The sequence below is a fragment of the Paenibacillus sp. 2KB_22 genome, from assembly GCF_052115745.1.
Lineage (GTDB): Bacteria > Bacillota > Bacilli > Paenibacillales > Paenibacillaceae > Paenibacillus.
In genome coordinates, this window is sequence record NZ_JBFRHG010000007.1 from 1 (window position 1) to 26,845 (window position 26,845).

General features: G+C 46.9%; 29 protein-coding genes. 7 read left to right on the forward strand and 22 right to left on the reverse strand.

Features of this window, described 5'->3' with window-relative positions:
- The first annotated feature begins 5 nt into the window (after positions 1-5).
- Positions 6-113 carry an IS3 family transposase gene (locus tag AB4111_RS26505; protein ID WP_442031539.1) on the forward strand — a complete coding sequence of 36 codons (108 nt, stop codon included), beginning with the start codon at positions 6-8 and terminating at the stop codon, positions 111-113.
- A gap of 55 nt (positions 114-168) precedes the next feature.
- On the opposite strand, the gene AB4111_RS26510 is transcribed toward AB4111_RS26505, so the two are convergent.
- The 14 genes from AB4111_RS26510 to AB4111_RS26575 all read right to left on the reverse strand — a co-directional run bounded on the left by AB4111_RS26510 (position 169) and on the right by AB4111_RS26575 (position 13,384).
- On the reverse strand, positions 169-879 hold the full coding sequence (locus AB4111_RS26510; protein WP_017692302.1) for an MgtC/SapB family protein: 711 nt from the start codon (positions 877-879) through the stop codon (positions 169-171).
- A gap of 32 nt (positions 880-911) precedes the next feature.
- Positions 912-1,373 carry a GNAT family N-acetyltransferase gene (locus AB4111_RS26515; RefSeq protein WP_442033959.1) on the reverse strand — a complete coding sequence of 154 codons (462 nt, stop codon included), beginning with the start codon at positions 1,371-1,373 and terminating at the stop codon, positions 912-914.
- Between the two features lie 96 nt (positions 1,374-1,469).
- Entirely contained in the window at positions 1,470-2,909 is a 1,440-nt protein-coding gene (gene gatB, locus AB4111_RS26520; RefSeq protein ID WP_062836483.1) for an Asp-tRNA(Asn)/Glu-tRNA(Gln) amidotransferase subunit GatB, read from the reverse strand.
- A gap of 26 nt (positions 2,910-2,935) precedes the next feature.
- Positions 2,936-4,393 carry an Asp-tRNA(Asn)/Glu-tRNA(Gln) amidotransferase subunit GatA gene (gene gatA / locus AB4111_RS26525; protein WP_036667997.1) on the reverse strand — a complete coding sequence of 486 codons (1,458 nt, stop codon included), beginning with the start codon at positions 4,391-4,393 and terminating at the stop codon, positions 2,936-2,938.
- A 27-nt stretch (positions 4,394-4,420) separates the two neighbouring features.
- A complete protein-coding gene (gene gatC / locus AB4111_RS26530) occupies positions 4,421-4,708 on the reverse strand; it encodes an Asp-tRNA(Asn)/Glu-tRNA(Gln) amidotransferase subunit GatC (protein ID WP_442033962.1) in 288 nt (95 codons plus the stop codon).
- Positions 4,709-4,982: 274 nt separating this feature from the next.
- Complete coding sequence (locus tag AB4111_RS26535) at positions 4,983-9,107, reverse strand: S-layer homology domain-containing protein (protein WP_442033964.1); 4,125 nt, start codon at positions 9,105-9,107, stop codon at positions 4,983-4,985.
- A gap of 153 nt (positions 9,108-9,260) precedes the next feature.
- Positions 9,261-9,644, reverse strand: coding sequence for a hypothetical protein (locus AB4111_RS26540; RefSeq protein WP_024631336.1), 384 nt, complete (start codon positions 9,642-9,644; stop codon positions 9,261-9,263).
- 137 nt (positions 9,645-9,781) lie between these two features.
- Positions 9,782-10,009: a sigmaY antisigma factor component gene (locus AB4111_RS26545; protein WP_442033966.1), complete on the reverse strand. Its 228-nt coding sequence runs from the start codon at positions 10,007-10,009 to the stop codon at positions 9,782-9,784.
- The gene (locus AB4111_RS26550) at positions 10,002-10,331 is read right to left on the reverse strand and encodes a DUF5345 family protein (protein ID WP_442033968.1); all 330 of its coding nucleotides are present in this window, start codon (positions 10,329-10,331) and stop codon (positions 10,002-10,004) included. The genes AB4111_RS26545 and AB4111_RS26550 overlap by 8 nt, the downstream gene beginning before the upstream one ends.
- Positions 10,332-10,333: 2 nt before the next feature.
- Positions 10,334-10,870 (reverse strand): RNA polymerase sigma factor SigY, encoded by a 537-nt coding sequence (gene sigY, locus AB4111_RS26555; protein WP_442033970.1) that lies wholly within the window; start codon positions 10,868-10,870, stop codon positions 10,334-10,336.
- A gap of 99 nt (positions 10,871-10,969) precedes the next feature.
- A complete protein-coding gene (locus AB4111_RS26560) occupies positions 10,970-11,215 on the reverse strand; it encodes a hypothetical protein (RefSeq protein ID WP_442033972.1) in 246 nt (81 codons plus the stop codon).
- Between the two features lie 343 nt (positions 11,216-11,558).
- On the reverse strand, positions 11,559-12,191 hold the full coding sequence (locus AB4111_RS26565) for an MBL fold metallo-hydrolase (RefSeq protein WP_442033974.1): 633 nt from the start codon (positions 12,189-12,191) through the stop codon (positions 11,559-11,561).
- Between the two features lie 6 nt (positions 12,192-12,197).
- Positions 12,198-12,767, reverse strand: a complete 570-nt coding sequence (locus AB4111_RS26570) for a thioredoxin family protein (protein ID WP_017692292.1) — start codon at positions 12,765-12,767, stop codon at positions 12,198-12,200.
- Between the two features lie 2 nt (positions 12,768-12,769).
- Positions 12,770-13,384 carry a DedA family protein gene (locus AB4111_RS26575; protein ID WP_253440894.1) on the reverse strand — a complete coding sequence of 205 codons (615 nt, stop codon included), beginning with the start codon at positions 13,382-13,384 and terminating at the stop codon, positions 12,770-12,772.
- A gap of 160 nt (positions 13,385-13,544) precedes the next feature.
- Here AB4111_RS26575 and AB4111_RS26580 point away from each other — a divergent pair, with 160 nt between their 5' ends.
- Positions 13,545-13,892 carry a dehydrogenase gene (locus AB4111_RS26580; protein ID WP_253440896.1) on the forward strand — a complete coding sequence of 116 codons (348 nt, stop codon included), beginning with the start codon at positions 13,545-13,547 and terminating at the stop codon, positions 13,890-13,892.
- A gap of 671 nt (positions 13,893-14,563) precedes the next feature.
- Here the strand turns inward: AB4111_RS26580 and AB4111_RS26585 are convergent.
- The 5 genes from AB4111_RS26585 to yyaC all read right to left on the reverse strand — a co-directional run bounded on the left by AB4111_RS26585 (position 14,564) and on the right by yyaC (position 21,089).
- Positions 14,564-17,167, reverse strand: a complete 2,604-nt coding sequence (locus AB4111_RS26585; RefSeq protein ID WP_442033977.1) for an O-antigen ligase family protein — start codon at positions 17,165-17,167, stop codon at positions 14,564-14,566.
- 195 nt (positions 17,168-17,362) lie between these two features.
- Entirely contained in the window at positions 17,363-18,610 is a 1,248-nt protein-coding gene (locus AB4111_RS26590; protein ID WP_253440900.1) for a class I SAM-dependent methyltransferase, read from the reverse strand.
- 95 nt (positions 18,611-18,705) lie between these two features.
- The gene (locus tag AB4111_RS26595; RefSeq protein WP_442033979.1) at positions 18,706-19,410 is read right to left on the reverse strand and encodes a DUF6483 family protein; all 705 of its coding nucleotides are present in this window, start codon (positions 19,408-19,410) and stop codon (positions 18,706-18,708) included.
- A 269-nt stretch (positions 19,411-19,679) separates the two neighbouring features.
- Positions 19,680-20,471, reverse strand: coding sequence for an alpha/beta fold hydrolase (locus AB4111_RS26600; RefSeq protein WP_442033981.1), 792 nt, complete (start codon positions 20,469-20,471; stop codon positions 19,680-19,682).
- A gap of 60 nt (positions 20,472-20,531) precedes the next feature.
- Positions 20,532-21,089, reverse strand: a complete 558-nt coding sequence (yyaC, locus tag AB4111_RS26605) for a spore protease YyaC (RefSeq protein WP_442033983.1) — start codon at positions 21,087-21,089, stop codon at positions 20,532-20,534.
- A gap of 158 nt (positions 21,090-21,247) precedes the next feature.
- Here yyaC and AB4111_RS26610 point away from each other — a divergent pair, with 158 nt between their 5' ends.
- Positions 21,248-21,472: a DUF1128 domain-containing protein gene (locus AB4111_RS26610; RefSeq protein ID WP_253440906.1), complete on the forward strand. Its 225-nt coding sequence runs from the start codon at positions 21,248-21,250 to the stop codon at positions 21,470-21,472.
- 148 nt (positions 21,473-21,620) lie between these two features.
- Here AB4111_RS26610 and AB4111_RS26615 read toward each other — a convergent pair whose 3' ends face one another.
- Positions 21,621-22,346: a pirin family protein gene (locus AB4111_RS26615; RefSeq protein WP_133387146.1), complete on the reverse strand. Its 726-nt coding sequence runs from the start codon at positions 22,344-22,346 to the stop codon at positions 21,621-21,623.
- A gap of 139 nt (positions 22,347-22,485) precedes the next feature.
- Positions 22,486-23,505, reverse strand: coding sequence for an asparaginase (locus AB4111_RS26620; RefSeq protein ID WP_442033985.1), 1,020 nt, complete (start codon positions 23,503-23,505; stop codon positions 22,486-22,488).
- Between the two features lie 175 nt (positions 23,506-23,680).
- Here AB4111_RS26620 and AB4111_RS26625 point away from each other — a divergent pair, with 175 nt between their 5' ends.
- From AB4111_RS26625 to AB4111_RS26640, 4 genes are all read left to right on the forward strand, one after another.
- Positions 23,681-24,382, forward strand: a complete 702-nt coding sequence (locus tag AB4111_RS26625) for a phosphatase PAP2 family protein (protein WP_442033987.1) — start codon at positions 23,681-23,683, stop codon at positions 24,380-24,382.
- Between the two features lie 134 nt (positions 24,383-24,516).
- Positions 24,517-24,774: a GlsB/YeaQ/YmgE family stress response membrane protein gene (locus AB4111_RS26630; protein ID WP_442033989.1), complete on the forward strand. Its 258-nt coding sequence runs from the start codon at positions 24,517-24,519 to the stop codon at positions 24,772-24,774.
- Between the two features lie 64 nt (positions 24,775-24,838).
- Positions 24,839-25,246 carry a YtxH domain-containing protein gene (locus AB4111_RS26635; protein ID WP_074096444.1) on the forward strand — a complete coding sequence of 136 codons (408 nt, stop codon included), beginning with the start codon at positions 24,839-24,841 and terminating at the stop codon, positions 25,244-25,246.
- Between the two features lie 82 nt (positions 25,247-25,328).
- Complete coding sequence (locus AB4111_RS26640; protein ID WP_017692276.1) at positions 25,329-25,694, forward strand: DUF5665 domain-containing protein; 366 nt, start codon at positions 25,329-25,331, stop codon at positions 25,692-25,694.
- Positions 25,695-25,714: 20 nt separating this feature from the next.
- Here AB4111_RS26640 and AB4111_RS26645 read toward each other — a convergent pair whose 3' ends face one another.
- Positions 25,715-26,740, reverse strand: coding sequence for a magnesium transporter CorA family protein (locus tag AB4111_RS26645; protein WP_442034210.1), 1,026 nt, complete (start codon positions 26,738-26,740; stop codon positions 25,715-25,717).
- Positions 26,741-26,845: the final 105 nt, after the last annotated feature.

Below are 26,845 nucleotides of genomic sequence, written 5' to 3' on the forward strand. Positions count from 1 at the left end.
TAGAGATTCGACAAGCTGTGGAAGATTATATGTACAATTACAATTACCGACGTTTTCAAGCCAAACTCAAACAGCGCGCACCGATTGAATATCGATGCGCACTGGCAGCATAGCTTTTTTCATCTGTCTGCTTGACAGGGGTAAGACCAGGGGAGGGTTTTAATTCATTTATTCGATCGACACCTTGGTAACGTGTTCCCATTGTCTTAACTTGGATACCAAGCCTACCGTTTGGAAATCATGCGGTACCTGAACATGTAACACAATCTCAATTTTACGTTCAACCGAGACCATCTCTGCATAAGCCAAGTCTTGTTCATTCACGGTAATTTTACGAATTTTGATCTTTTCCTGCTCCATACATGAAGACAGTTGTTCGAGAAAACCGGGTTCTGACAAGGTATGAAGTGTAACAACATGCAGTTTGTTCCCTCGTAGATACCTTAGCTCTAATTTGTTAAAGACCCAGAGATTAAGCAATACCAGAACGGTTGATACGATAGAGGCAAAAAAGAATCCCGCACCTGCTGCGAGCCCAATGGCTGCAACAACCCAGATTGAAGCTGCTGTAGTCAGTCCGGTAATGGATTTACCGGTGAAGAGAATTGTCCCTGCTCCCAGGAATCCGACACCCGTAATTACAGCAGTAGCCAGACGTGCTGGATCGATCCTTACATTTAATTCATTAGCAAAATCTTTAAAACCATAAACAGATAACATCATAATTAATGCAGAACCAAGACATACCAGGATATGGGTACGCAAACCGGCAGCATGATTGGACCGTTCCCGCTCCAGGCCTACGAGCCCTCCAAGCAGCATAGCCAGCAATAATCGTAATAAAATGTGCCACTCATCAATGAACCAGGGATCGCCCAAAGTCGGTATTCCTCCTCAAGTTGTTCATATTATTAAAGTTTATTCTTGTGAAAAGTCGTTAATTCCACTCCAGGTGCAATCTGTGTAACTTCCACGGGATGAAAGCCAAATTTGGTGTACAGATTGACAGCGGGTTGATTCAGCGTTCCTGTGGAGACGATATAACGCGGTAGATCGACATGCTGCTCCAACACATACGTCATCAAAGATGCTGCAATTCCCTTGCGAAAGTGATCCGGGTGCACCATCATTCGTGTAATGGTCAGTGTATTCTCCTCTTCCTCCGCTACAGCGACAGCCCCGATAAGCTCTCCGTCATGGATACAGCCGTAAAAACTCTCTCCACAATCCCGAAGTGTCTCCATCGTATCCATCAAAGGAGGAATCTCCTGAAATCCGATGATTTCGGCTTCCAATCGATAGGCCACATGTTGTAGTCTCCATAACTGTCCCAACGTCTCCAGATCACTCAGTGACAATGGTTGAATGTTCATATCCGTTCCCCCGTCCAAAATACATTTGTATCTATCAATACCAAAAAGAGGCTGTCACAGGGACGAGCCTCTTTCTGTCCGGCCTCACCGGAAGGATTAGCGGTTCAGTACATCTGCAAGCAGTTGATTGGCTAGAGCAGGATTCGCCTTGCCTTTACTTTCTTTCATAACCTGACCAACAAGGAAGCCAATGGCTTTTTGTTTACCAGCTTTATAGTCTTCCACCGATTGAGGATTATTCGCTACAACCTGCTCAACGATGGCAAGAATGGCGCCTTCATCACTAATCTGCACAAGACCCTTCTCTTCAACGATCTGCTGTGGAAGCTTGCCGCTCTCCAGCATTTCCTTGAATACCGTTTTGGCGATTTTGCTGTTAATGGTGCCCTTCTCCAGCAGTCCGATCATTTCACCCAAACCTTGACCTGTCAGTGGAACCTGAGTCACCTCAAGATTGCTCGTATTCAGGTAACCCAGCAAGTCACCCATAATCCAGTTGGATACGGATTTGGCATCCTGAGTGAATTTCAAGCTATCTTCGAAAAGATCAGCGATAGCCTTGGAAGAAGTAATAACCTCTGCATCATAGCTAGGCAATCCGTAATCAGCCGTGTAACGAGCTTTACGTTCGTCTGGAAGCTCAGGTATGGTAGCCTTGATGCGCTCTTTCCAGGCTGCATCGATATGCAGCTTCACGAGATCCGGGTCCGGGAAATAACGGTAGTCATGCGCCTGTTCCTTACCACGCATCGACAGTGTTTTTCCTTGAGCTTCGTCCCAGCGACGCGTCTCCTGAACCACTTCACCGCCATCATCCAGAATTTCAGCCTGACGATATTGTTCATATTCGAGACCACGTTGAACACCACGGAAGGAATTCATGTTTTTCAGCTCGGCTCTGGTTCCCAGCTTCTCCTGTCCATGTGGGCGCAAACTGATGTTGGCGTCACAACGCAGTGAACCTTCTTCCATCTTCACGTCCGATACATCACAGTACTGCATGATTGCGCGTAATTTTTCAAGATACGCACGTGCTTCTTCCGGAGAAGAAATTTCAGGTTCGGATACAATCTCCACCAGTGGAGTACCGACACGGTTGAAGTCCACCAAAGACGCGTATCCGCCATCAATATGTGTAAGCTTCCCTGCATCCTCCTCCAAGTGAAGACGCGTGATGCCGATTCGTTTCGTTTCACCATTCACTTCGATATCAATCCAGCCGTTCTCACCGATCGGTTGATCAAATTGCGAGATCTGATAGGCTTTTGGTGAGTCGGGGTAAAAGTAGTTTTTACGGTCAAACTTGCTGACATCAGCAATCGTACAATTGAGGGCCATCGCTGCCTTCATGGCGTAGTCTACCGCCTGACGATTCAGTACAGGCAGTACGCCCGGATGTCCAAGACAGACCGGGCAGGTATGGGTGTTCGGCGGAGCTCCAAAAGCTGTGGAGCAGCCACAGAAAATTTTGGAGTTCGTATGCAACTCCACGTGGACTTCAAGTCCAACGACCGTTTCATATTTAGATGCGGACATTTCTATATTCCTCCGTTCCGGGCAGTCTACAGCTGCGGACGCTGCTTGTGGAATTCTGTATTTTGTTCAAACGCATGCGCTACACGCAATACGGTTGTTTCATCAAAGGCTTTACCGATAATTTGCAAGCCGACAGGCAATCCATCCGAGAATCCACATGGAATACTAACGGCAGGTACACCAGCCAGATTGACCGGAATCGTCAAAATATCGTTCAGATACATCGTAAGCGGATCATCCACTTGTGAACCCAGTTTGAACGCCGTAGTTGGCGCAGTTGGTCCAATAATCACATCATATTTAGCAAATACATTGTCGAAATCCTGTTTGATCAATGTACGTACTTTCTGTGCTTTCAGATAATAGGCATCATAATAACCCGAACTGAGTGCATACGTTCCAAGCATGATACGTCGTTTCACTTCGGGACCAAAGCCTTGGCTCCGAGACTGATGATACAGATCCAACAAGTTGTCCGGATTGTCTGCACGCACGCCATAACGTACGCCATCAAATCGAGCCAGGTTCGAAGAAGCCTCTGAAGAAGCGAGCAGGTAATACGTAGCCACCGCATATTCGGTATGCGGAAGGGATACTTCTTCCCATGTTGCCCCAAGTCCTTCGAGAACTTTCAATGCAGACAGAACAGTCTCTTTCACTTGTGGATCGACGCCTTCACCGATGTATTCCTTCGGAACAGCAATACGAAGTCCTTTGACATCACCTGTCAGTCCGCTCAAATAATCCGGAATCTCTACTTTTGCAGATGTCGAATCTTTCGCGTCATAACCGGCAATGGCTTGCAATACATAAGCAGAATCTTCAACATTTTTCGTCAAAGGTCCAATCTGATCCAAGGATGAGGCAAATGCAACCAAACCAAAGCGGGAAACAAGTCCATATGTCGGCTTCAATCCAACTACACCGCAATACGAAGCAGGCTGTCTGATGGAGCCACCTGTGTCTGATCCGAGCGTGAAGTATGCTTCTCCCGCAGCCACAGCTGCTGCAGAACCACCGCTGGAGCCTCCTGGAACACGATCAAGTGCCCATGGATTACGTACAGGGGAGAAACTTGAGTTCTCATTGGAGCCACCCATGGCGAATTCGTCCATGTTGAGTTTACCAATAGTCACGGTGTCCGCAGCTTTCAATTTCTCGACAACTGTTGCATCATACACCGGGTCGAAATTACGAAGAAATTGGCTACCGCACGTCGTACGCAGTCCGTTCGTAACGATGTTATCCTTAATCCCTACAGGCAGGCCGAAAAGCAAACCTTTCTCCTCACCGCTCACCAGACGGTCATCCAATTGACGTGCACGAGCGCGTGCTTGTTCTTCATCCAGTGCCAAATACGCCTTAACCTTATCGTCATGCGCGCCAATATTCTGATACGCCTGATCCACCAGATCGCTGACCGACAGCTCTTTGGCATGCAGCTTGTTATGTAACTCAGGCAACGATTGTTCAAATAAACTCACAGTTTTTGTCCTCCTTCCGGTTATCCGTTATTCCATTACAGCAGGCACTTTAAACTGCCCGTCTTCTTCTTCCGGTGCATTGCGCATCACCTGTTCAATCGACAGGCTTTCTTTGGTCTCATCTTCACGCATGACATTGCTTACGTGCAGAACGTGAGTGGTGGGTTCGATGTCTTCCGTATCCAGCTCATTCAGCTTTTCTGCATATTTTAAAATCGCGTTCAGCTGACCTGTCAGGGTCTCTTCTTCTTCAGCAGTCAAGTTGAGCCGGGCCAGCTTGGCCACATGCTGAACGTCATTATTCGAAATACTCATTAGCGGATGCCTCCTTCATTCGTTCTGATTCCCGAAACGACCTGAAACGAATCGCTCGTTTAACGGGCTAAAGTCTCAAGATAACTTTTTTCATTATAGGTGAGATAGTTCGACAATTCAATGCAAATGACCTGTCCTCCATACTATCCAATATTCGTTCTTGTTCATGACTGCCAAAAAGGCAGCGCTAAACGCACTGCCCTTGGTTACCAACCTGATTAGAATTAATACTAGTGCGTGTTCAAAAAAAGGGGGGACTTTTGGAATTACCTTATTAAATAAGACCTGATAGCTGCAACAGCCGTCGAACAAGCACAGCCGTCTCTGCCCGAGTAATCATAAATTTCGGAGAAATGTTCTCGTTACTTCGACCAGATACAACTCCAGCTTGTAGATTGATGTTCACCGCTTCTTTGGCCCAATCGGATACTTGATTCACATCGGTAAACCGTGAAAGATCTTGGCTCGCATCTATATCCAGCTTACGATCCAAGCCAGTGATTTTCATCGTCCGATGAATTATCATCATCGCTTCCTCACGAGTGATATCCTGTGCAGGACGGAACGCACCGTCTGTGTAACCATCGATGAGACCATAATCAGTCGCAGCGCTAACTACACCTGCATACCAATCACTTGCACTCACATCGCTAAACTGGTTATTAGATGTATTGCTTTGCAGCCCCAACGCTCTTACCAGAACAGCCGTGAATTCAGCACGTGTAATACGCTCATCTGGGTTAAATATTGTATCCGTTACTCCACGAATAACCATACGTGAGCCCATATCGTTTACTTCTACTTCTGCCCAGTGTCCCGCAACATCCGTGAAAGTTCGTGGATTCCAGACCAGACCATATACACTATTGGTCAAACTGTTGATCTTCGCATAGTTCACACCGTTAATATTCGAAATCTTGGTCGGTACATGACGCATGCTGCCATCCTTCTCAACAACTACTCCTGTCGTCACCTTCATGGAGTCACTCTCATTAGGTAGTATTATTGCTCGTTCCACATACTCGTTAAATCGGTCTACACTCACAAAGTTACCCTCATATGTGGCTGTGATATTGAATTCTAACAGCAGACCAATCAAGCTAAAGCCGTTTACACGACCTGCTTCCTCCACTTCGGATACGCGATCTGCAGAAGCAGGAGAAATTTGCAAATGAAAAATCATATCTTCAAGGTGGTTATTCGCGCCAAGTTGTTGGGCTAGCATACTAACATCCACCAAGCGGGAAGGCAAGGAATACGTAGCAGCATCTGTCTGTAGCACAAGTACAGCTTCTTGATCTGCCATGAACTTCACTAATCTTCCAGTCAATTCACCATTAACCCGGTCTTTATCGCCGCTTTGCACAGGAAGGGTCACTACGGCACCCTTGCCTTCAACCTGCAATTTTTGCATGACAGCCTGCTCGTCGACGGTTAGAGTCAACACATTCTGCCCATTCAATTGAGTTTTACTCAAGGTTCCAACTGTTTCCGGCTTTCCATTCACCAAGATCGTGACACCGGAAGATGCTGCTCCCCCGCCTGAGGGTGATGCACCTGTCGCTCCGATTCCCGAACCTCCAGAACCTCCAGATCCACCTGAACCCCCAGATCCATCAGAACCTCCGGAACCTCCTGACCCATCAGATCCACCATTATTTGAAGCAGTCCACTTCGCATACAAGGTTACATTAGATTTTCCTACGAGCAGAACATCCCCTGCACCATAGCTATGTCCACTACCATCTGCAGCCGTATTCCACCCTGCAAAAGCATGTCCTGTCTTCACTAGATTACCTGTGTTACCGAGAATGGTAACCTGCGATTGTGACTTATACATCTGGTCATCTAAAGGTACATTTCCTGATGAAGCCCCGTTACTGTCATATCGAATTTGATAACTCTTAGATGGAACATAGGACATCACTGTAGATTTGGGTGCACTAATTCCATCTCTAAAAGAAAGGTAAAGGGCCCCATCTTTGTTAATCGCCAGTCTGGTATCCATTGCAATTCCTTCTGATACTCCAGCTCCCCCTAATGGTTCCCAGCCATTCACCTCGTCATATTTCATAACGGTTGCTTTATTACCATTGGCAAAGTCCTTAAAAGCCACATACGGACTTCCTTTTTGGTCAACCACCATGGAAAGAAATTCGGTCTGGTTTTCAGAGAAATTGGGCTCTCCAACCGTTGTCCATGCTCCCGAGCCAGTGTATTTTACTACGGTTGGCTTAAGTCCATTGTGGCCACCCGTCGTATATGTAGCATACACCGTTTCGTTCTGATCCACAGCGAGCGCAATTTCAGCCAAACTTTGTTCAGTGAACGCACGATCGCCAACCAATGACCAAGAATCATCTGCTTCGTTATATCGAGTAACAGATAATTTGAAGCCTGCATTAGTGTCACTGTATGCAGCATACAGAATACCGTTTGGACTCATAGCCAGTACGCCGCCCGCCGCGCCTGCCAGATTGTAACCTGTGTTACCGATGTACTCCCATTGATCTGACTCGTCGTTATACTTCATCACTTTAAGTTCATAACCCGTATTAGGTGCAACATATGGCACACCATTAAGATCGAGTTTCAAATCAAGACTCCTTAAACTATTCTGAGTGAAACCTGGCGATCCCACAACCTTCCAGCCATCATGCTCCGTGTACTTCATGACAGTGGCACTGCCAATACGATTTCCATCACTAAAAGCAACATATATTGTTCCATTCTGGTCTATTGCTATTTTATTTTTGGATGCAGGACTCTGTGTAAAGCCAGGTTGTCCTACAGGCACCCATCCACTATCTTTGCTATATTTCATTACAGTCGCTCTAGAGCTATTCGCACTATCCGTAAATACAACATATGGCGTGCCATTCGCATCTACTGTAATATCCTGATCAAAAGCCATTCCCTCTGAGAAGCCTGCTTGACCAAGAATATTCCATTTGTCTTCATCTAGTTCCGGGTCTGTACCTCCAGAAGAAGAAGGTGTCCAAACCGCATATAGTGTTACGTTAGAAGAACCCATTATTAACGTTTCGCCAGCATCATAGCTCGTTCCGCTTCCATCACTTGCTGTGTTCCAGCCAGCAAATAGATATCCCGCTTTTTCCAAAGCCCCTGTGTTGTCTTGAACAGTGACACCTGCTTGTTCAGGGTATTGCTGATTATCAATTGGTGCACTGCCTGCCTGAGCTCCATTCCCGTCGTACGTGACTGTGTGCGAAAGCTTCGTACCAAACCGCATTACGGTCGCTTTGGATTGCTCAGATGCATCCTGATAAACCACATAGGGTTTTCCATATTGAGGATCTAGTGCCAGTGCAGGCGTAGATACCACATCTGCGGAGAATCCCGCTTGACCCACAAACTGCCAACCATTATGCGAACTATAACTCATAACTGTTGCTTTATGACCGTTTGCACCGTCCTTAAAGACAACATAAGGTACGCCCATCTGATCTACTACAATTGACGGTGAAGAAATCGAACCTGGAGAGAACCCCCGGTCACCAACGGTTTCCCAGCTTTCTGTCTCACTCTTGAATGTCATTACTGTCAAATTGGATGTATCGTCACTAAATGCGATATATGGCTTACCTGAGGGGCTTAGTGCGAGCACGGGAGAGGATGTATATCCGGGCGAGATCCCTGCTTGTCCTACCACTTCCCAAGTATCAGCGCTATATCTCATCACTGTCGTATTGGAGGAACTGTCCTGAAAAGCTACATATGGTATACCTGCTTGATCAAGAACCAACGATACCGCGTTTTGAACTTCCGGGGAAACATCGTTAATTCCTACCAAAGCCCATCCTGTTGTTTCGTTGTATGCCATTACTGTTGCCTTACCACTGGCTCCATCCTTAAAAGCAACATACGGATTACCCGCCTGATCCAGCGCAAGCGAAGGATAGTTCGCCCTGTCTGGCGTAAAGCCAGCTTGTCCTACCGGTTCCCACCCATCATTGGTTGCATTATATCTCATAACTGTTGCTTTACCATCAGCACCGTTGTCCTGATAACCGATATACGGAGTACCCTGTTGGTCCAGCACGAGTGTAATTCCAATTGCTGAACCGCTCGATAAACCTCTCTCACCAACAAGCTGCCAGCCATCGGAGACACTATACTTCATCACCGTAGCTTTGAAACTGGCACCTAAATCCGTATAAGCAACATATGTATTACCTGATTGATCAACCGCCAACTTGGGAGCAGAGGCTTCTCCTTCAGAAAAACCAGCATTTCCGAGCGATGTCCATTCTTCATCAACAGAAGCATAGGCCTGATCTGCAACCCATGTCGGAAAGATTGGAACCCCTCCCAATATGACTACACAAGCCAACAACATCATAATGAATTTCTTACCATTCTGATTAATCCTTCTCATATTCATATCTTCCTCTCTCACTTATGTAAGTTTGATAGGGATTACCCTTCTTCAACGGAAGATATCGTATCAAATGTCTCTGAACCGATTCTGAACATCTTGTATTGTATTAGGAAATAAAAAGGAGCCGGCATCAGCCGACTCCTCAAAATTCTAAATCCATGCACGCAGATTAACCTGCTTTATAAAATCCGCCTGAGACATAACATCGTTCGCGGTTTCCTCTTCCTCTTCCACAGCTTGAAAATCTCCGTTCATCAAATGATGAAACAGCTTCTCATTGTGTGTCGCAAGGGCGTAATCTATCAACGCTTCTCGCTCGACCCGCTCAGCTTCCTGCTTCAGCAGAACCTCTTCCAGATCGACGTCGCCGGATGGAACAAAAAAGTTCCGATTCACCTGCGGCACTCGAAGCACGTAATCGAACGCATTGTCCGGATTCCGGTCATAAGCGATGATGAAACCATATTCCCCCACAGGAAGATTCTGCTCAAACGCATCCGCGACGATGACAACCTTCTCTCCTAATCGCAGCATCGTCTAACCTCCTGGTAGTCTATCTTAATATTTATTTGTATAGTCTACTAGAAAAGAATAACGATGTCTAGGAATACTAGAATTAAACAACATATTTGTGCAAAATCTTTTTTTCTCTCTATATTAAATGATCATATTCACTTTTGGGGTTCACTTGGCTTGCGCTGTGATCGAATGACGACAAACCAGTATATAATGAGCGGCGTGGGAAATCCGGTGATCCCCCATAATCCCCATAACCAAGGGAAACGTCCACGTCTGCGTGCATCCTGAAAGATCCATGTGCCTTGAACCAAGAGGAAAATGCCAAGCAGTATAAGCCACAATGGAGAAATTTCATCCAATGAATAATGCATTTTAGTCATAACGAACCTCCTTTTGACGCCGCCAGATCACAACTAAAATCACAGCAACAACTGTACCAAGAGCCTGGATACTCAGATATAGAGCTGGAGCAGATACGAACAATAATACCCCGAACACAATGGCAAGCAAACCTACCAACCAGAAACATATCATCTCGATCCAATTGGTTCGGCGTCTGATCTGTCTTCGTTCTCTGACTTGAGCTTCAAGTGAACCTAATGAAGGTATGTTTGTGGGCTCAAATACATCATCGAGTACTTTCATATGTTGCTGCAATCGCTCTACAACCTCTTGTTCCTGTTCATCATCTGATCTGCTCATCCTTATTCCAGCTCCTTTCTTAACTGACGGAGACCGTAGGCTGTTCGTGACTTCACCGTTCCGGAGGGAATACCCAACATTTCACCAATCTCGTCATATCCATATCCATAATAATGCTTCAGCAGCACTGCCACACGATGTTCGGGTGTCAGCCTTGTCATCGCATCCATGACATCTGTCCATTCTTCATTCCGACTCTCGAGCTGCCAGCGGAATCGACGTACAGCCTGATCACGGATAAGACTAAGCCAGCTCTGCTCTCTCTTCCTGCGTCTTGTCTTGTCGATGTAGATTCGGGTCGCAATTGTAATCATCCATGATGAAAAGGCAGACGTGCCGTCATATCGATGGATATTTTCCATACAACGAACCATTGTATCCTGCACGGTCTCTTCCGCAAGATTAGCGTCCATTGTAACTTTGACAAGATACTTATACACAAACGTGTAGTGACGTTGTAACAAAGCTGCGAGTGCGCTATCATCTCCTGATACCGCTTTGCGTACTTCTTCGAGTTCAGCTGCCTTTATCATGGTCATCACCTGCTTCCCGTTCAATCTGGAGTTAATACGACAGGCTCTGCAGAAACGTTCAATGGAGTAAAAAAAAAAAATCAAACCCGACAATTTCCCGGGCAATCAGACTTGATTCCGGTAATCTTGCAACTTGTCGAACCACGGTTGGTTGTGGGCTCCGTTTTTCAACACACGGCTTGTCCATATATTCTGCTGAGATTTCATCTCTTCACCAGTCACGCTAGGGTTATGTATTAAAGTTCGCTTGGTACTAGTTTCTCTTTTCACACTTTCCAATATGCGACGGTTTTCATCCATAATCGGATAATCGACACGCTGTCCCAACGGAATAACTCTTGTTTTCTCCACTTTGATATTCCCCACTCTCTCATGATCTACTGTTTTCTTAAATTTGTTATTTCTAAATCAATCTGTACTTGCTGCTAACTTACTATTGTTCTAATACTGGCTTGTTATGAAGTGCATCGTGCATTTCTATGTAGGGTAAAACGGGCCGATTCTGCGATAAAAAGGGGCTGAAAACAAAAAAAGAACGCAAACCGGGTATAAACCGCAGTCTGCGTGCTTCGCAAGGTTGGGTGTTTCTTGGTAATGCTTCAGTTAGATGATGCCTTAACGCTTGTAACAACTAATTGCTATTCTAATGAAAAAGTTGTCACTTGTCCAGACTTTCTTCACATATCATGTCGGATTATCTTGCGGACACGTAAGGATTGTTCTGTTTCTCATAACCAATGGTCGTTTTGGGTCCATGACCTGGATATACTTTAACCTCATCAGCACAGGTATACAGCTTGTTCTGGATCGAATCAATCAGATCCCGTTCACGTCCTCCCGTGAGGTCCGTTCTGCCCACACCCATGCGGAACAGTACATCACCGGCAAAGAGATCGTTATCACAAAGCAAACTTACACTACCTGGTGAATGTCCAGGTGTATGGAACACTTTAAACGTATGTCCAATCAGATTCAGCTTCTGCCCTTCGTCCATGGCATATTCAGCAGGATCTGTCGAAAGCGGCGGTGTCGCCTGCGGCCAATTCAAAGATCCATTTAATTTTGGGGTGGTGAGCCAGTCACTCTCCAAGTCATGAAGATAAACGGGACAGCCCTTCAATTTACGGATCTCATCTACCCCGCCCATATGATCAAAGTGAGCATGAGTCAAGAGAATAGCCTCGATCTCCAAATCTTGAATCGCCTTAAGCAGCGGGCCTGGATTCATGCCCGGATCGATAATGACAGCTTTCCCCGGATCATCTCCTTGCAAGAGATACGCATTGGTCTGAAGCGGGCCAAGTGTAAACGTGCGAATGTTAAGCATATCTGTTTAATAACCCGAAATCAGTTCACGCAGCTCACGGATAATGGCCGCATGTGACTCCGTTCCTTCCCCATAACGTTTACCAATCTCTTGACGCGCTACAGCCAAATTCTCTTGATAATCTGCTGCTTCACGATCCGGATTAAGGCGTTTGAATTCAATCATGACTTCCTGTACATGCTGCGGACGAGGTCCCCACTGACCAAGCACATGGCCACCTGTATCTGCGAAAATAACAACTGGCACGGAACGGCCACCCATCGTCAGGAACTCATCCATCACTTCGGGATGGTTCTCCATAATCAGAACTTCAGTTGGGATTCCTGAGATTTCAAGCGCTTGGAACACAACTGGAATATTACGTACAACATCCCCGCACCAGTCAGCAGCCAAGATTAACACACGCAGATCGTCGCGATGGTTCAGGCTCTCAAAAAACTCACGATCCTCTTCGTTCGACCAAGTAAAGCTATCATAGTTGGCCTGGAATTCACTTTGGTTCTTGGTCATACTTTCGATAAAATCCTTCGGTGGCAGACCTTTACCGAATTTGTGAGACAAGTTGGGTTTACCCATGACTAGACACTTCCTTTCTTTTTGCGAGCATTCATCCATTTAATAAGTACATAAACAATCATAAGGGCGAGAGCGACAAGCAAAATAGGCATAACATATGGCGCCGCTTTCTCATCAATATGCTTCCATTGATCTCCAAGAATCATCCCTAAATATATAAACAATGCAGTCCAAGGTATAACAGCGAGTGTAGTAAGCAAAATGAATTTACCTACGTGCATTTTTGTGATGCCAGCCGGGATGGAGATGGCATGCCTTACCACCGGAACAAAACGCGCCGTGAAAATGACACCTGCACCATACTTGCGAAACCACTCCTCGGAATGGTCGATGTGTTTTTTCTGGATGAGTATGTATTTACCGAAGCGTTCAAGTACAGGTCTGCCGCCATAACGGCCAATCCAGTAAATAAATAACTGGGCAATCACACCGCCCACCGTACCAAAAATCATAGCACCGAAGAAGTTGATATTACCTTGTGAAACGAGAAACCCTCCATACGCCAGCACAATTTCGCTCGGGATAACTTCTAACATTAATCCAAGCATGATTCCAAAGTACCCTAGACTTTGAATCCAGTCGAACAACTGGCTGACAAGGTTATGAATAAAGTCCATCTCAACCCTCTCTCTCCATCCTAATTGGCGGTGCCTCTCCGCACCATGGATGTTCGTCCCTATTTTATCACAGGGCTGTGGACGTTGCTACTTCAAGAGGTTGGGATAGTGTCCCGTTCGCAGCACTACGCATATGGTATGGGGAGAGGAGCGTGAGAAGATGTCACACAAGTCAATACCCGGTTCTCCGCCGGTCAAACATACGCAATCCGGTCAAAATCTTCCTTCCGCCAGGGGAATTCGCAGGGCATGCAGTAAGGAACTGTACCGGACAGCCAAAAGGCTAAAGGTATATGTCTCTCCCGAACGGATGAAGCAGGCGGAAGAATATTATTACAGTAAGGTGATTACGAATCTGCTTTGGATTGGGGAGAATCGCGACAACCGCAAGAAATTATGTGAGTGGTGGAACACGGATGTCAGTGCAGAAATTGCCGCGCTGTGGGAAGTAGAGGTTGAACCATTAAAAGATGCGTTTCAGCATGCATTTGGCGGATACCGTCTGTAGATATGCCAGAATGAAAAGCTTCGCTATAGGTGGTGGAGAAGGGGCGTCCTCTGGCTTGCGATTGGAGCAGTGCGAGGAGCCGACCACTACAGGGTGATGAACACCACAGGGTGCATGAACACCACAGGGAGTGTGAACAATGCTTGGAATATGAGCCTTAACAGGGAGCGGAACAATGCTGAGAGTATGAGCCCTAACAGGGATTGCGAACATAAACAGTGGGTTTGAACAAAGCTGGGAATTTGAACAACGCTTAGTGCATGAACATGAACAGCGAGTGTGAACATAAACGATGCTGTGAACAAAGCTGGGAGTATCTTTACCTGCTCATGCTCATACTCAACCTCAAGCCCACAAGCGGTAACGAATCTGAGGCATCTTATTCAAGGATTTGAAGCACTCTTAGAAATCTAAAGAATCTGAGACACGTTATATCGGAATTTTCGTCCTTTTATAGCGTTATTGTCAGGGGATTTGTGGAAATAACGTGTCTGAAGTTCCTTACAATTTAAAAGGAGCAGCTAAAGGCCAAATAAGACGTCCTGTGTTCCTTAGAAAAACGCATACCATCCCCGCGTGGCAGCCAGTTTAGATTTCCAAACTTTATAGACTTTACAGATGCTGACCTCCATTGTTATATCGCTCGGGTCAGCGTCACTATTCACAGTGATTCAAGGGCTCCGCTTGGTCAACTCTGGAGTAAATGGAGGAAAAGGAGCGGAAGCAAGCCTGCGCAGGCTCTCTCCATAGCCTGCAGCATGTTCTTCCAGTACAAAACGACGGTCATTGCGAACATCTCTCGCTTCCACTTCCTCAGCCAGCAGTTGATACCGTTCATACATCTGTACACCAGCGGCGGCAGTCTGTCGGGCTCGATCTCTATATCCTGCCTTCCATTCCCGCCGCGCTGCCTGCTCCATCCAATACAAAGCGACGGATTGGCCAATGCCATCATACCGATTCAATGCGATCGCTTGTTCAAAATATGTTCCAGCTTGCTGCCCTTCGCCGAACTGGGCCGCCAATCGTCCCAGTTCGATGTAACTCTGAGGGTGCATCGGAGAATGGGACAAGCTGTTCAGAAGAAGTAATGTTGCTTCTTGCCCAGGGAGAGATCGTGCAAGCGATATTATGATGTCGGTTCGATTCGGATTTGATTGAAAAGCAGCCATAAGATACACCTTGTGTGCTGAAGTGCCATCCGGTTCAGTCAGCGCCTGACGGTACTGCAATTCTGCTACGGCGAATCGGGAGGTGAGCCACATTGTTCCACCAAGCCAGAAAAGGATGATCATCACTGCGGATGCCCTTATTAACCGAGCAGTCACTCGCTGAAGTATATGAAAGAAGGTACGCATCGGGATAGTTGATCGGCTGAATTGAGTTAATAAAGATCGGAAAAAACCAGTTCTGGCTCTGGATCTGAATTTGGATCTGGATTCGGATCTGAAAGGTTTGTATTCCTCTCTTCCACCCAGTTGCTTGCCTTCCACTGCTTCCGTTTTCAATGCGGATGCCCATGAATCAAACCAGATAAAAAGCATCCAGAATAATGTGAAGCTCCAGTCAAAGTCCATCGCCCCATGCAGGCCAAAAATAAGCACGGGTGGCATGAGCTGCGGTGCAAAGTAAAAGATGCTTCGCAGGGTGAGGAGAAACCACCCTGCGACAAGCAGGATGCCGATCATGCCCGTGTCCAGGGCGAGATCAAGCAAGCCGTTGTGGACCTCGCCTCCGACATAGGGCGAGGATTGAATGGCGCGAAACATGTTGCGCCATGTGTCTCCCCCGTGGCCAAGCCATGCGGCCTCGGTCCACAACTGGAGGGCATCCCGCCACATCTGCAGGCGGGATACCCCCGTGCCGACACCTGCCGCTAGGCGATCGGCGGTGGAGGCCACGGCCATCAGTGCGGCGGTGGCTCCCGCCAGCACGATGGCCGTCAAGGCAGCGGCGCGAGATGCCTTGGCGGCGCCGCTGTGCCATAGGCGGCACAGCAGCAGCGTGCCGAGCAGCGCAGCTGCCCATGCCCCGGCCAGTGCCAGCAGGCCGGGCATGGGTGCAGGCGCCAGCTGGGCAGCAGCCAGCTGGCAATACAGCCAGGCCGCGCACGCTAGTGGCGCGGCCATGGCCAGCAGCAGCGGCAGGCGGGCACCGCGCCGCTGCAAAGCAAAGGCGGCGACCGCGGCGCAGCCGGTCGCCAGCCAAGCGCCGCGCGACTCGCTCAGCAGGAGCGCGGCTTGCGCGGGCATGAGCGGCAGCACTGCCGCAATGAGTCGCCCGGCCGGCACAGGCCGGGCCAAGACTCGTGCGGCGGCTGTCAGCCGCTCCAATGCGTACATGCCAACAATGGCACCGTACGCATTAGGGTACTGCAATAATCCGCCGAGCCGTGCTCCGGCGGAGCTGATCTCGGGGTCAGCAGTCCGCATCACCCCGAAGGGCAGCGGCAATACTCCGCACACGGCAAGAATGCCGCTTAGCACTAGCAAGCCGCCCGCCATCTGCCAACCGCAGGCTAACCAACGCGCACCATCCGTGCGCGCAGCCAGTATTGCGGTGAGCAGCGTAAACAGCGCAAGCAAGCTCCAACGCAGCATCTCATCCATACTGCCCTGTCTACTCACCGAGCCTGACCAAGCGTGTAGCCCAAAACATGTCATCATCGCTAGCGGCAACAATACCCGCCACATCCCCGGGAATCGAAATATGATCTCAACCATTCGTTCCATGTTCCCCTGCCCCTGTACCAATGACATGGGTATTCGTTCACTCGCCTTCTGCGGCCGAAAGACTGTAAGAAATAGAACGATCAGGATCAAGGTGCTTCCTGCTGCGATCAGAATAACAGGGTACAGATCCACTGAATAGTACAGTCCTCGACCCAGACATCCTGCGAGCAGCAAGACAATGGAAAGTATGCCCAGCCCAACAGTCCATCCCGACCCTGAATCATGTTCATATCTCAAGAACCGATCAAAACCACCTGACCCCTCGTTTTGAATAACTCCATTTAATTGATATGGTTCATCTTTTTTATACGTATCATCATTGTTGTATGTATCTTGCCTATTATATGTAATGTCTCTAATGTCTCTACTGTCTCTAATGTCTCTACTGCCCCTAATGTCCCCATTACATAAGTCCCTGTTATCTACATATTCTGTATCATTTGCGCGGTGAGACTGTTCAAGCACCTGTTCCATCATTTTCTCATTCGCCGCATACCCTCGTTTATACTTTACAACTCCCTTATCTGTTGCCCTATTCTTCATCTTTATCCCCCCTCCTTCCACCGCTCCATATGTCCATATGTATAACAAAAAGACAGAAGATCCCGATAACGGGTCCTTCTGTCTGATACATACCTGACAGTTATGATGTTGCTTGCTACAACGTATGTGCATAATATTGAACTTTACATTCAGGGACCCTAATTGCAGTATGTCCCTGAATTGGCATTGGCACACTCAGCAAATGTCGCAATTCGTGGAATCTTGAACGGTTTCTTTGTTCGATTTTGATTTCCCGATAACCTGCTTGCCATCATCAGGGAGCAAATCCGAACAAGCCCGCTCCAAATATGGATCGGCATGAATGAAATCACGGAAAGCCGTATATTCATTCCACATCTCCGACACTTCGCCAGCCTGACCGCGAACAGCACGTATCAATATGTTTTTAGGCGTATTCTCCATGTCGATGAATTCAAGTAATTGTGTCTTGTATCCCATCAGATCAAGCAACTTGGCACGAATTCCATCCGTAGCCAGTGCGGAGAAACGTTCCTTCAGGATGCCATGGGACAACAACGGATTCATTACGGAAGCCTCTACTTGGTCAAACAGTTCATGCTGACAGCAAGGAACAGACAGAATAACAGAAGCCCCCCATCGAACCGCTTTCTCCAAAGCAGCATCGGTAGCTGTATCACAGGCATGCAGTGTTACAACCATATCCACTTCGTTCAATTCATCGTAGTCCGCGATGTCTCCAACCAGAAACTTCAGATCGCCATAATGTAATCGATTAGCCAGATCATTACAGTGTTCAATTACGTCTGCCTTCAAGTCCAACCCAATAATTTTGAGTGAACGCCGTTGTTGTACAGACAGATAATGATATAACGCAAAAGTCAGATAAGACTTACCACAACCAAAATCAACAATGGTAAGTGGACGTCCCTCCGGCAGATGTGGAATGACATCCTGCACCATTTCGAGGAAACGGTTAATCTGTCTGAACTTGTCATACTTGCGGGCCAGCACACGACCTTCTTCGTTCATAATGCCAAGTTCAACGAGGAAAGATACGGGCACTCCCTCTTCCAATACATATTGCTTCTTGCGATTATGCGAAAGATCCACTGCAGTCTTGGAAGCAGATTTGGTCAGAATGGATACTTTATATTTTTTGCTGATCAAAATTTGATAGTCTGCCTCGGTAGTACAGAGCAGGCCTTGACGAAACGTCTCTTCGCATAGCAAAGTCATGCGCTCTGTCGCTTCAGCCGGAGTCAAATTCTCGTGCAGCACTTTGTTGTTATAATGAAATGCAAATTGATAATGCAGCTGATTCTTCAGTGTCACCGGCTTGACTTGCACTTTGGTATACGAGACATTGTCCCGTCTGCGCAGCTGGCTCCAGGTCGCTGTAATCAGCGAATTCTGTTCAAAGATGTCTTGTATAAGCTTTCGCAATGAATCCACGGGGTACATCTCACTTTCGGTTTGGTTTGGTCAACCGTTACCATACCACACTTCCGTTCCCTCTCCAAGTGAAGGCATGTAACAAGCCTTGATGCAATTCATATTTATGAGTTCATTTCTTGACGACTTAGTTCGGCTAACCCCTCTTCAACTTCGTTGCGTGGCAAACCGCCTTGCTCCAATTGTTCATCCGTGAGTTGGCTCAACCTTTCATAGAACGCCTGTACATCATCTCGGTAGCTTAGCGGGAATTCAGCACCAAGCTGGAGCAATCTGTACCAACTGTTCTCTGCCTGGTCGTAATGTCCTTGTTGCTCACGATAGACGGCAAGCTGTCTTTCAGTCCGGGCAGGAAGTTCATATTCTTTGGTAAGACCCAATACACCCTCCACCCGTTCCGGTGCATTCAATAACTGGGGATTAGCGCCATGGTTCAATGCATACAGGTAAAAATGAAGTGATCTCATCAATCGAATGACAGCCTCATCCTCTGTGTCCATTCTCTCCTGATCCTCTATGCCTTCCACTTTGGCCTTTTCTTGATAAATATAGGCTTCTTCTTCAATCAGCCTGGCAGCATGCTGCAGATTGTCCACTTCAATCATTCCGCGAAAACGGAACATTTCAATAACATCTTCTGCTGGCAACGAGTTCAATAGAGATAAGTTCAGCCCAAACTGCCTGCGCATCAGCTCATCCAGTTCAGACAATGCCTCGGTATGCTTACGTTGCTGTTTGAGCGTGAACACTTTGCCAATTGCTTCAGTCATTTCCTCCATCATGCGGAGCAGATAATCTTTTCTGAACATGCTGTATGCCCCCTCATCATTCGACCATATCCATTCAATCGTTCTCATATCGTCCTATTGTAGTTATTTTAATTCATGCCATGACAAAAAGCCAAAAACAAGACGCATGTCTTTACTCTGGCCATGGAATAAACGAAAACCCCTGCTTATCCCAAAAGGACGTTGCAGGGGTTCGACTGGCATGGGAACTGGTAATTCTCCACAAGAAGGTGGAATTATCCAGTAACCAAGCTATATTTTAATGAGATTAACATAAATCACTTTATAAATTACTTCGATAATCCAGCCATAAATTGCTTAATGACCTGAATTAACTCTTCAGGAGCTTCATACATGCTCATATGACCCGCACCCGCGATAACGGCTTGCACGATATGTGGCTTGTCACTTGTAAATGTACGTTCTGGCGGGATAACAGCATCCTTCTCTCCCGCTACCAGCAATACAGGTAAAGGTGTGGCGGACAACACATCGCGGCGATCCGGGCGTTCACGCATAGCAAGTGCAGCACCAACAGCACCTTGAGGGGCAGTCTGGTAACCAATTTCCTTCACACGTGTTACGTGCTTAGATAACGATTCCACATGTTCCGGTGCAAACAGCCCGGGAACCAGTCCATCTACAAAATTCACGATACCTTCCGTTTGAATGGTGGAAACGGCACGAAGGCGTTTCTCTTTGGCTTCTTCACTGTCCGGGTAGGCTGTGGAATGAATCAGACCAAATGCATTCAAACGCTCCGGGTGACGTTGTGCGATCGAGAGCGCAATATATCCCCCCATCGAGTGTCCCAGAAGGACCGCCTTTTCCACGTTCAACTCGTCCATCAACTGTAATACATCGTTGCCCATCTGTTCGACGGTATAACTTCCTACAGGTGCATCTGTTTTTCCGTGTCCACGCAGATCAGGTACGATACAGCGATAGCTGCGTGCCAGTTCAGGTACGACCTCATCCCAATACGATGAACTGCCACAGTATCCGTGGAGCAAAATGAGTGCTTCTCCCTTACCTTGTTCGGCATAACAAATCGTCGTTCCATCACACATCACTTTTTCCATATGAATCCCTCTCTCTGCGCGAATTAAATAATTCAGGTTGTATATTATTAAGCCTACATCTCATGAATGAAACGTTTGTCTCCATTTCCATGCTTCAATTGCGGCGTCTGCAATCGTTCGGGACATCTCCATGACCAAGTGGAGCGAGGTCATCTGCAAAATGGAATAGGGCCTTGGTCCATTGGCATTAACCACAGCTGCTACACTGTATTGTCCGACAGGGGGTAGCTTGCCTCCAACCGATTGAGCTGGAATGAGTGGGTTATTCGAAAGATAGTATGTACCTACGGCATTCTTGGGACCCAGACACGCATCAATCGCTATGATTGCATGGTGTACAGGAATAAGTGCCAATTTCTTCTCCAGCGTGTCTGCATCACAAGGGGAAGGCAGCGTGCCTATCACGTTACCTATTCCATTCTCTTGCAGTATACTTCCGGTCAGTGGACCCAGAGCATCCCCGGTGGAACGATCGGTACCGATGCAGACAAACGTGATTTCATATGGAGCGTGAAGTTGAACGATGTTTTTGAAAAATAAGACCAGATTCTCTGCAGGCACGCCTTTGCGGACTTCCCTTCCTTGATGGCGAACCATTTCTCGCTTATACGCTGCCAAGCTGTATTCCCTCCAGTACACTCAGGGTTCCATGAAAACCTGTTGTTGTATCCACCATTGTAACCGATGCTTGGTTTCCCCGCAAAAGCATTGGCCTGGGCACTTCCAATCATGATACAATAACAAGAGTTTCCGATACGGAAGGGATGAACTTAACGATGGATTTAACACAAGCAACAGCAGCCAATATGGAATATATGATTGAAGCGATCAAAACTAAACTTCGTATGGCAAGCGGTGCCGCCATGCAAGCTTCGTCATTCCCACTTGAGAAATATGAAGATCTGTTTGACCTGTATGAAATGATTTTGGGCAAGGAACATCTCAGTATCTCTGAAGTGGAAGCTGTCGCTTCAGAACTGGGTAAACTTCGTAAATCCTAGTCCAAGTATTGCATTGGTCATATGTGACTTCAATGATTGCCTATTCAAAAGCAAGCAAAAAAGGACCTGTCTTCCACATCAACGTGGCAACAGGTCCTTTTTACATGTTTATATTTCAAGACGATCTTTTACGGAATACCTCTAATCCTTAAGGCAGGTCAACCAGAACAAATTCGGCAGGTTCACTGTCTGTACTCGTAATTTGCAGATCGCAGCTTTTACGAATTCGTGCAGCATCCCCCGGCTTCAGGTTGAAGTTGCCATCCGAGCAATGAATCTCCACATGTCCACTGATCAGGAAAAGATGTGTCCGTCGATCTTCATGTTGCGGGTACATCAACTTCTTCCCAGACTCCAAATGGGAGAGGTAACAGGTTACATCCTGAGAAATAGGCAATGCGCCTTCGGTTCCCTCGCCCCCTTGCCCGGATACAATCGGACATAGACGATTCAAATGCTCCTGCGGCTCTATTCTCCGATTCGTATAGGATGGTTTCAGCATACGCTCCGATGGCAAAAACCACATCTGGAGGAAACGTACCGGTTCATCCGCTGACGGATTAGTCTCGGAATGTTCCACTCCCGTTCCCGCACTCATCACCTGGACCGTACCCGGTTCAAGCAGTTGTTCTGTTCCCATACTATCCGTATGTTTGAGTGTACCTGATATGACATAACTGACAAGTTCAAGATCATGATGTGGATGTTTCTTAAAGCCTTCTTGCGGCATCAACGTGTTTTCATTATGAGCCAGCAGACAGCCAAAATGGGCGTTGCTCGGATCATCATAATCCGCAAAGGAAAAGCTGAATTCACTGTGTATCCAACCTCGATCCGACGTGTGCCTTTCTTCCGATGTCACCACTTTAATCATGTTCATCCACCTCCAAGGGTTTAGAGCTGCCACATTACTGCGGCAGTCCATGCGTGTATATGAATTGTTTAGATAAATACCAGTTGGTATGTCATCTTTACCCGGGGTCCGGCAACTCTAATCACGCCCCTTCTTAAGGTTATACGCTATCTTCAAGTGAGTGGAGAATGAACTCACTATCTGCATGACCTACAAGGGTACCCTCATCATTTCGGATGTCGGAAGGGAACACTTCAGCCAATCGTGCAAGGGTTCTCTCATTGGAATAACCAATCTGTTTCAGGATGGATTGGGTAATGAAGGCCCACTCTTCCTCGGAACCATCAAGTACCTTGAAGGTGATTCCCAATCGTTCTTTTTTCAGACCAAAACCGAATACCCCTTTGAATCCACCTTTCGCTACAATGTTATCGTCTTCCAGCAGCACTGAATCTACACGCTCCGTGCCACCTACCATTAACGGATGTTCATTCATAGCTGATGTAATCGTCTCTACAGCTGTTCTTGTAGAAGCATCGGCGATAAGGTCCGGACAAGCGAGCTTCAGATAGGCGTTCGACAATGCCGACAACGGCAAAGAAAATACCGGAAAGCCGCAGCCATCCGTCCCAAGCTTAATCTCTTTTTCCTCAATACCTGCCAGGTCGGCAAACGTTTCGAGAATTTCACGTTGCACCGGATGATCCGGTTCAGCGTAACTGCCCAAATCAACCTGCTTCATCTGACTGTACCCCAGAATTCCCAGATGTTTTCCGGAGCAGTTATGCAAGATGCGACGTTTCTCCCCTTGTCCACGTATCCATTGATTACGGCTTTCTTCATTAAGCGGGTAGCTTGGTGCACAGATCAGGCATTCTTCACCCAATCCGATTTTACCGGATAACTGCTCCAGCACCCGAATGTGTTCCGGTTCCGAACGATGCGAAGAGGACATAATGGCAATCTCCTGTGCGGATAGGCCATAGTGACCGGCAATCCCTGCCCGGATTCCTGGAATAGCTTGAAAAGGTTTGGCAGATGAGCGAGTGAACGCTCTAAAATGAGGGTCGCCAGCCGAGTATACAATTCGGCCATACTCATCCGTAATACTTATGTGTCCGTAATGGGCGCATTCCATGACGCCTGCACGGTATTCTTTAATTAACAAGGCACTCTCCATGCGAGTTCTCTCCTTTGTGCTCCCGATTTCATCTCTGCTTTGCGTCACGACGCCGCATGGGATATCTTAAATAGTATAGTACAAAAGCGACGTTTTTACAGTTTTTTCGACAGGCATTTCGGGTATAGCTTTATCATCTATGTTCATGACTACCATACTGAAGGAGAAACTCACTATGCCACGTAAAATGTCTACACCATCCTCATCAGGTTCGCCCCCTGGCATGTCGTTACGCCCCCTCTTCAACTGGAGTTTGGCTGGTATGGTTATCAGCGCTACGGTTGTATTCATCCTGGCAGGTCTGGGTGCATGGTTGGGCCATGATTCTATTATTCGTCTGGATGATGAAATTCAGCAATTATTTTATCTGAATTCAGATTCACGTCTTTATCTATTGCCTTACACTGCATTCATAACCGCGCTGGGCTCATTCAAAATCTCTGCTGTAGCTGCAGGGGGTTTTGCTCTTCTTTTCTTCATACAACGCAGCCCAAGGTTTGTTATATATGGATATGCGATCACGGGAAGTTTTGCCATGATGTGGATTCTGAACACGTTATTGAAAGAATTTTTCAGACGAAGCAGACCTGGACTGGATCATCTGCTGGTCGTTCACGGGTACAGCTTTCCCAGCGGACATGCCATGATCTCCATGGGCTTCTACGGCATGCTCTTTGTAATCTGGGCCATTGAGCAACAGCGACATAACTCTTCCGGAGTGTGGCTTCCTGTTCTATGTGGAATCAGTTTTATTTTCTTGATTGGCCTCAGCCGTATCATGTTGGGCGTTCATTATCCTACGGATGTATTTACGGGATTTGCCGCTGGATTGGCGTGGATCTTCTGCATGATTAAAGGCATTAAACAAAGCCGCTAAAGAATGAATTCCTCTGATTTCCAGTTCATTCATCCTCATCTTTATTGTTTCACAGGGTTGCACTGCGTTTATATACGAAGTAAGCAAACGCGAACAGACAACATCCTACATCAAGTTTAAAGGAGGCGGTTGTTATGTGGGGCATCATTATCAGCATTGTGATGGCTGTCATCATCGGATTGATCGGAGATGCACTTGCCGGTCACAACATGCCTGGAGGCATAATCGGTGCAATGGTTGCCGGATTTGCCGGAGCCTGGCTGGGAGCACTTTTGCTTGGTAACTGGGGACCCGTTATCGGCAACTTTGCCATCATCCCTGCCATCATTGGTACAGCGCTCTTTGTTTTCTTGCTGGGGCTTGTGTCCAGACTGCTAAGACAGGCTGCCTGATTCGGGCAACAAGGTGTTCGTTGTTTCGTATTTGTTTCTTAATTTGAAGAAGGAGTGATTAGACATGAATAAAGCAGAAGAGCAATATCCTGTACAGACGGGTTCGACTTTCGCCAAAGGGATTTTCATCGGAGGTTTGCTGGGAGCTGCTGCGGCACTACTCTTTGCGCCTAAACCGGGACGTGAATTGCGTGGTGACCTTTCCGAGAAAGTAGGCATGGTTACTGACCGCACAAAAGAAGTTGCAACCGTTGTAGGTGATAGAGCATCTGAACTGGCTAAAACGGTCTCATCCAAAACTTCCGACATTGCAAAAACAGTGAACCAAGGCCGCAATGATGTCATGGAATCTGTGAGAAAAGCATCCGCTGATGTGGCTAACGAAGCCTCCCGTGCATCTGAAGAAGTGGCTGCCGCTTCCGTAGAAGCGAAGGAAGATGCACGTAAAGAACTTAACTCGACTAGCCTGTAAGGCGATACAGATCGAGTGACCAATAGCCAGCTGCACTCCAGCTGGCTATTTTTTATCCAATGCGAGTTGAGGGGGAATAATCATGAGTAAAGTTACAATTAACGGTAATACTCCAATTACGGGAGGAACACCGGCACAGCAGTATGATACAAGCGAGCATCCTTTTGAATTGCGACACGAGGTAAAGCGATTGAACACACGTCTGGACCAGATTGCGGACAGTCTGGAGAGAGCACAGATCAAAGATATTATTGAGAACTACAGCAGTCCCAAAAAGCGGATTATTACCAACTTCACAGCAGGTATGGCACGAGGACTCGGTCTGACCGTAGGTACCTTTGTTGTTCTGGGTCTACTCGCGTTCATTCTCAGTCAATTCGTCAATATGCCGATTGTCGGACAATATATCGCTGACTTGCTTGGCTATATTGAAGATTACAAAAACTAAGGGGACTAACCAACCGTAGGCTATCCCTTACGTTTTTTCGTTTCTCCTTTTTTCTCAGTCTCTTCAGCTGAAGGCTGTGAGGATTTGACTCTCAGCAGATCCCCTGTCCATCCTTTCATCATCAGCCATACATACATGCTGATCATGCTTAAGATAATGACAACAAGGACCAGTACAACTCCCCATGATTTGTCGATAAAGGGCAGGTTCTCAAAGTTCATCCCCCATATCGCGCCAGCTGCCGTAGCGGGTATGAACACAGCGGTCACAATAGTCAGTGTTTTCATGATCTCATTGCCACGTACACCGGAGATCGCATTATCAATGGAGATTAAGGTATCGATCTCTTTCTCATAATGACTAAACAATCGTTCCATTCGCTCTACTCGATGTTGGAGCTGTTGGAAGTATCGATTTTCATTTATTTCATCAAGGTAAGCCTCATGTGAAGCGGCCATCAGTTCTGAGTAAGGGATGAACAGATTACTCCAATACAATAATTCAAATCGAGCGGCGAGAATCTGGTCCATCAAGGTGCGAGCATTGCGGGATTCCATCTTCCGTTCCAGATCACGCAGGTTCATCTCAAAATGATCCATTCCCACATGGTAGTAATGCAGTATAGCTCGAAAAAGTACAAACATCCCGTCCCTGGCCTCGCTACATTGCTGTAACATATGGGTACGTTCATCCGTCTTCATAATTCCTCGTGTATTGTCATCCATATTTAAAGTAACCAGGTGATTGCGATCAACATAGAAAAACATCTGATTATCTTGGCGTTGGTCATCTCTCTCATTCTTGATCGCATACAACAAGCAACCAAATATGACTGGCTCTGTACCATTCACGAACCGGACGGACAGATAATTTGATTCGACTTCTGGAATTTTATGAAGCCAATACTGCATATCCGGAAATGCCTCTGTCAGCTCCTCCAAAGCATCGTTCATGCTATTGGTGTCGGGTGCAACCCAATCCCACCATTGCCAATGATCGGAGCAAGATAACTTGTCACGGCGAGTTTCCAACTTGATTTGGTTCACAATCACTTTATCCACTCCTGCACTTATGTTCTTTCATTGCACACTCATCTTTTTTGATCCCAAAAAGGACACGTATGCATTTCAGTGCAATGACGTGTCCTTATT

What these genes read in the sequence shown, in the direction of transcription:
- AB4111_RS26515 (WP_442033959.1), bottom strand. Translation starts at nt 1,373, where the DNA reads ATGAACATTCAACCATTGTCACTGAGTGATCTGGAGACGTTGGGACAG.
- gatB (WP_062836483.1), bottom strand. Translation starts at nt 2,909, where the DNA reads ATGTCCGCATCTAAATATGAAACGGTCGTTGGACTTGAAGTCCACGTG.
- gatC (WP_442033962.1), bottom strand. Translation starts at nt 4,708, where the DNA reads ATGAGTATTTCGAATAATGACGTTCAGCATGTGGCCAAGCTGGCCCGG.
- AB4111_RS26535 (WP_442033964.1), bottom strand. Translation starts at nt 9,107, where the DNA reads ATGAGAAGGATTAATCAGAATGGTAAGAAATTCATTATGATGTTGTTG.
- AB4111_RS26540 (WP_024631336.1), bottom strand. Translation starts at nt 9,644, where the DNA reads ATGCTGCGATTAGGAGAGAAGGTTGTCATCGTCGCGGATGCGTTTGAG.
- AB4111_RS26545 (WP_442033966.1), bottom strand. Translation starts at nt 10,009, where the DNA reads ATGACTAAAATGCATTATTCATTGGATGAAATTTCTCCATTGTGGCTT.
- AB4111_RS26550 (WP_442033968.1), bottom strand. Translation starts at nt 10,331, where the DNA reads ATGAGCAGATCAGATGATGAACAGGAACAAGAGGTTGTAGAGCGATTG.
- sigY (WP_442033970.1), bottom strand. Translation starts at nt 10,870, where the DNA reads ATGACCATGATAAAGGCAGCTGAACTCGAAGAAGTACGCAAAGCGGTA.
- AB4111_RS26565 (WP_442033974.1), bottom strand. Translation starts at nt 12,191, where the DNA reads ATGCTTAACATTCGCACGTTTACACTTGGCCCGCTTCAGACCAATGCG.
- AB4111_RS26570 (WP_017692292.1), bottom strand. Translation starts at nt 12,767, where the DNA reads ATGGGTAAACCCAACTTGTCTCACAAATTCGGTAAAGGTCTGCCACCG.
- AB4111_RS26575 (WP_253440894.1), bottom strand. Translation starts at nt 13,384, where the DNA reads ATGGACTTTATTCATAACCTTGTCAGCCAGTTGTTCGACTGGATTCAA.
- AB4111_RS26580 (WP_253440896.1), top strand. Translation starts at nt 13,545, where the DNA reads ATGTCACACAAGTCAATACCCGGTTCTCCGCCGGTCAAACATACGCAA.
- AB4111_RS26585 (WP_442033977.1), bottom strand. Translation starts at nt 17,167, where the DNA reads ATGAAGAATAGGGCAACAGATAAGGGAGTTGTAAAGTATAAACGAGGG.
- AB4111_RS26590 (WP_253440900.1), bottom strand. Translation starts at nt 18,610, where the DNA reads ATGTACCCCGTGGATTCATTGCGAAAGCTTATACAAGACATCTTTGAA.
- AB4111_RS26595 (WP_442033979.1), bottom strand. Translation starts at nt 19,410, where the DNA reads ATGTTCAGAAAAGATTATCTGCTCCGCATGATGGAGGAAATGACTGAA.
- AB4111_RS26600 (WP_442033981.1), bottom strand. Translation starts at nt 20,471, where the DNA reads ATGGAAAAAGTGATGTGTGATGGAACGACGATTTGTTATGCCGAACAA.
- AB4111_RS26610 (WP_253440906.1), top strand. Translation starts at nt 21,248, where the DNA reads ATGGATTTAACACAAGCAACAGCAGCCAATATGGAATATATGATTGAA.
- AB4111_RS26615 (WP_133387146.1), bottom strand. Translation starts at nt 22,346, where the DNA reads ATGATTAAAGTGGTGACATCGGAAGAAAGGCACACGTCGGATCGAGGT.
- AB4111_RS26620 (WP_442033985.1), bottom strand. Translation starts at nt 23,505, where the DNA reads ATGGAGAGTGCCTTGTTAATTAAAGAATACCGTGCAGGCGTCATGGAA.
- AB4111_RS26625 (WP_442033987.1), top strand. Translation starts at nt 23,681, where the DNA reads ATGCCACGTAAAATGTCTACACCATCCTCATCAGGTTCGCCCCCTGGC.
- AB4111_RS26630 (WP_442033989.1), top strand. Translation starts at nt 24,517, where the DNA reads ATGTGGGGCATCATTATCAGCATTGTGATGGCTGTCATCATCGGATTG.
- AB4111_RS26635 (WP_074096444.1), top strand. Translation starts at nt 24,839, where the DNA reads ATGAATAAAGCAGAAGAGCAATATCCTGTACAGACGGGTTCGACTTTC.
- AB4111_RS26640 (WP_017692276.1), top strand. Translation starts at nt 25,329, where the DNA reads ATGAGTAAAGTTACAATTAACGGTAATACTCCAATTACGGGAGGAACA.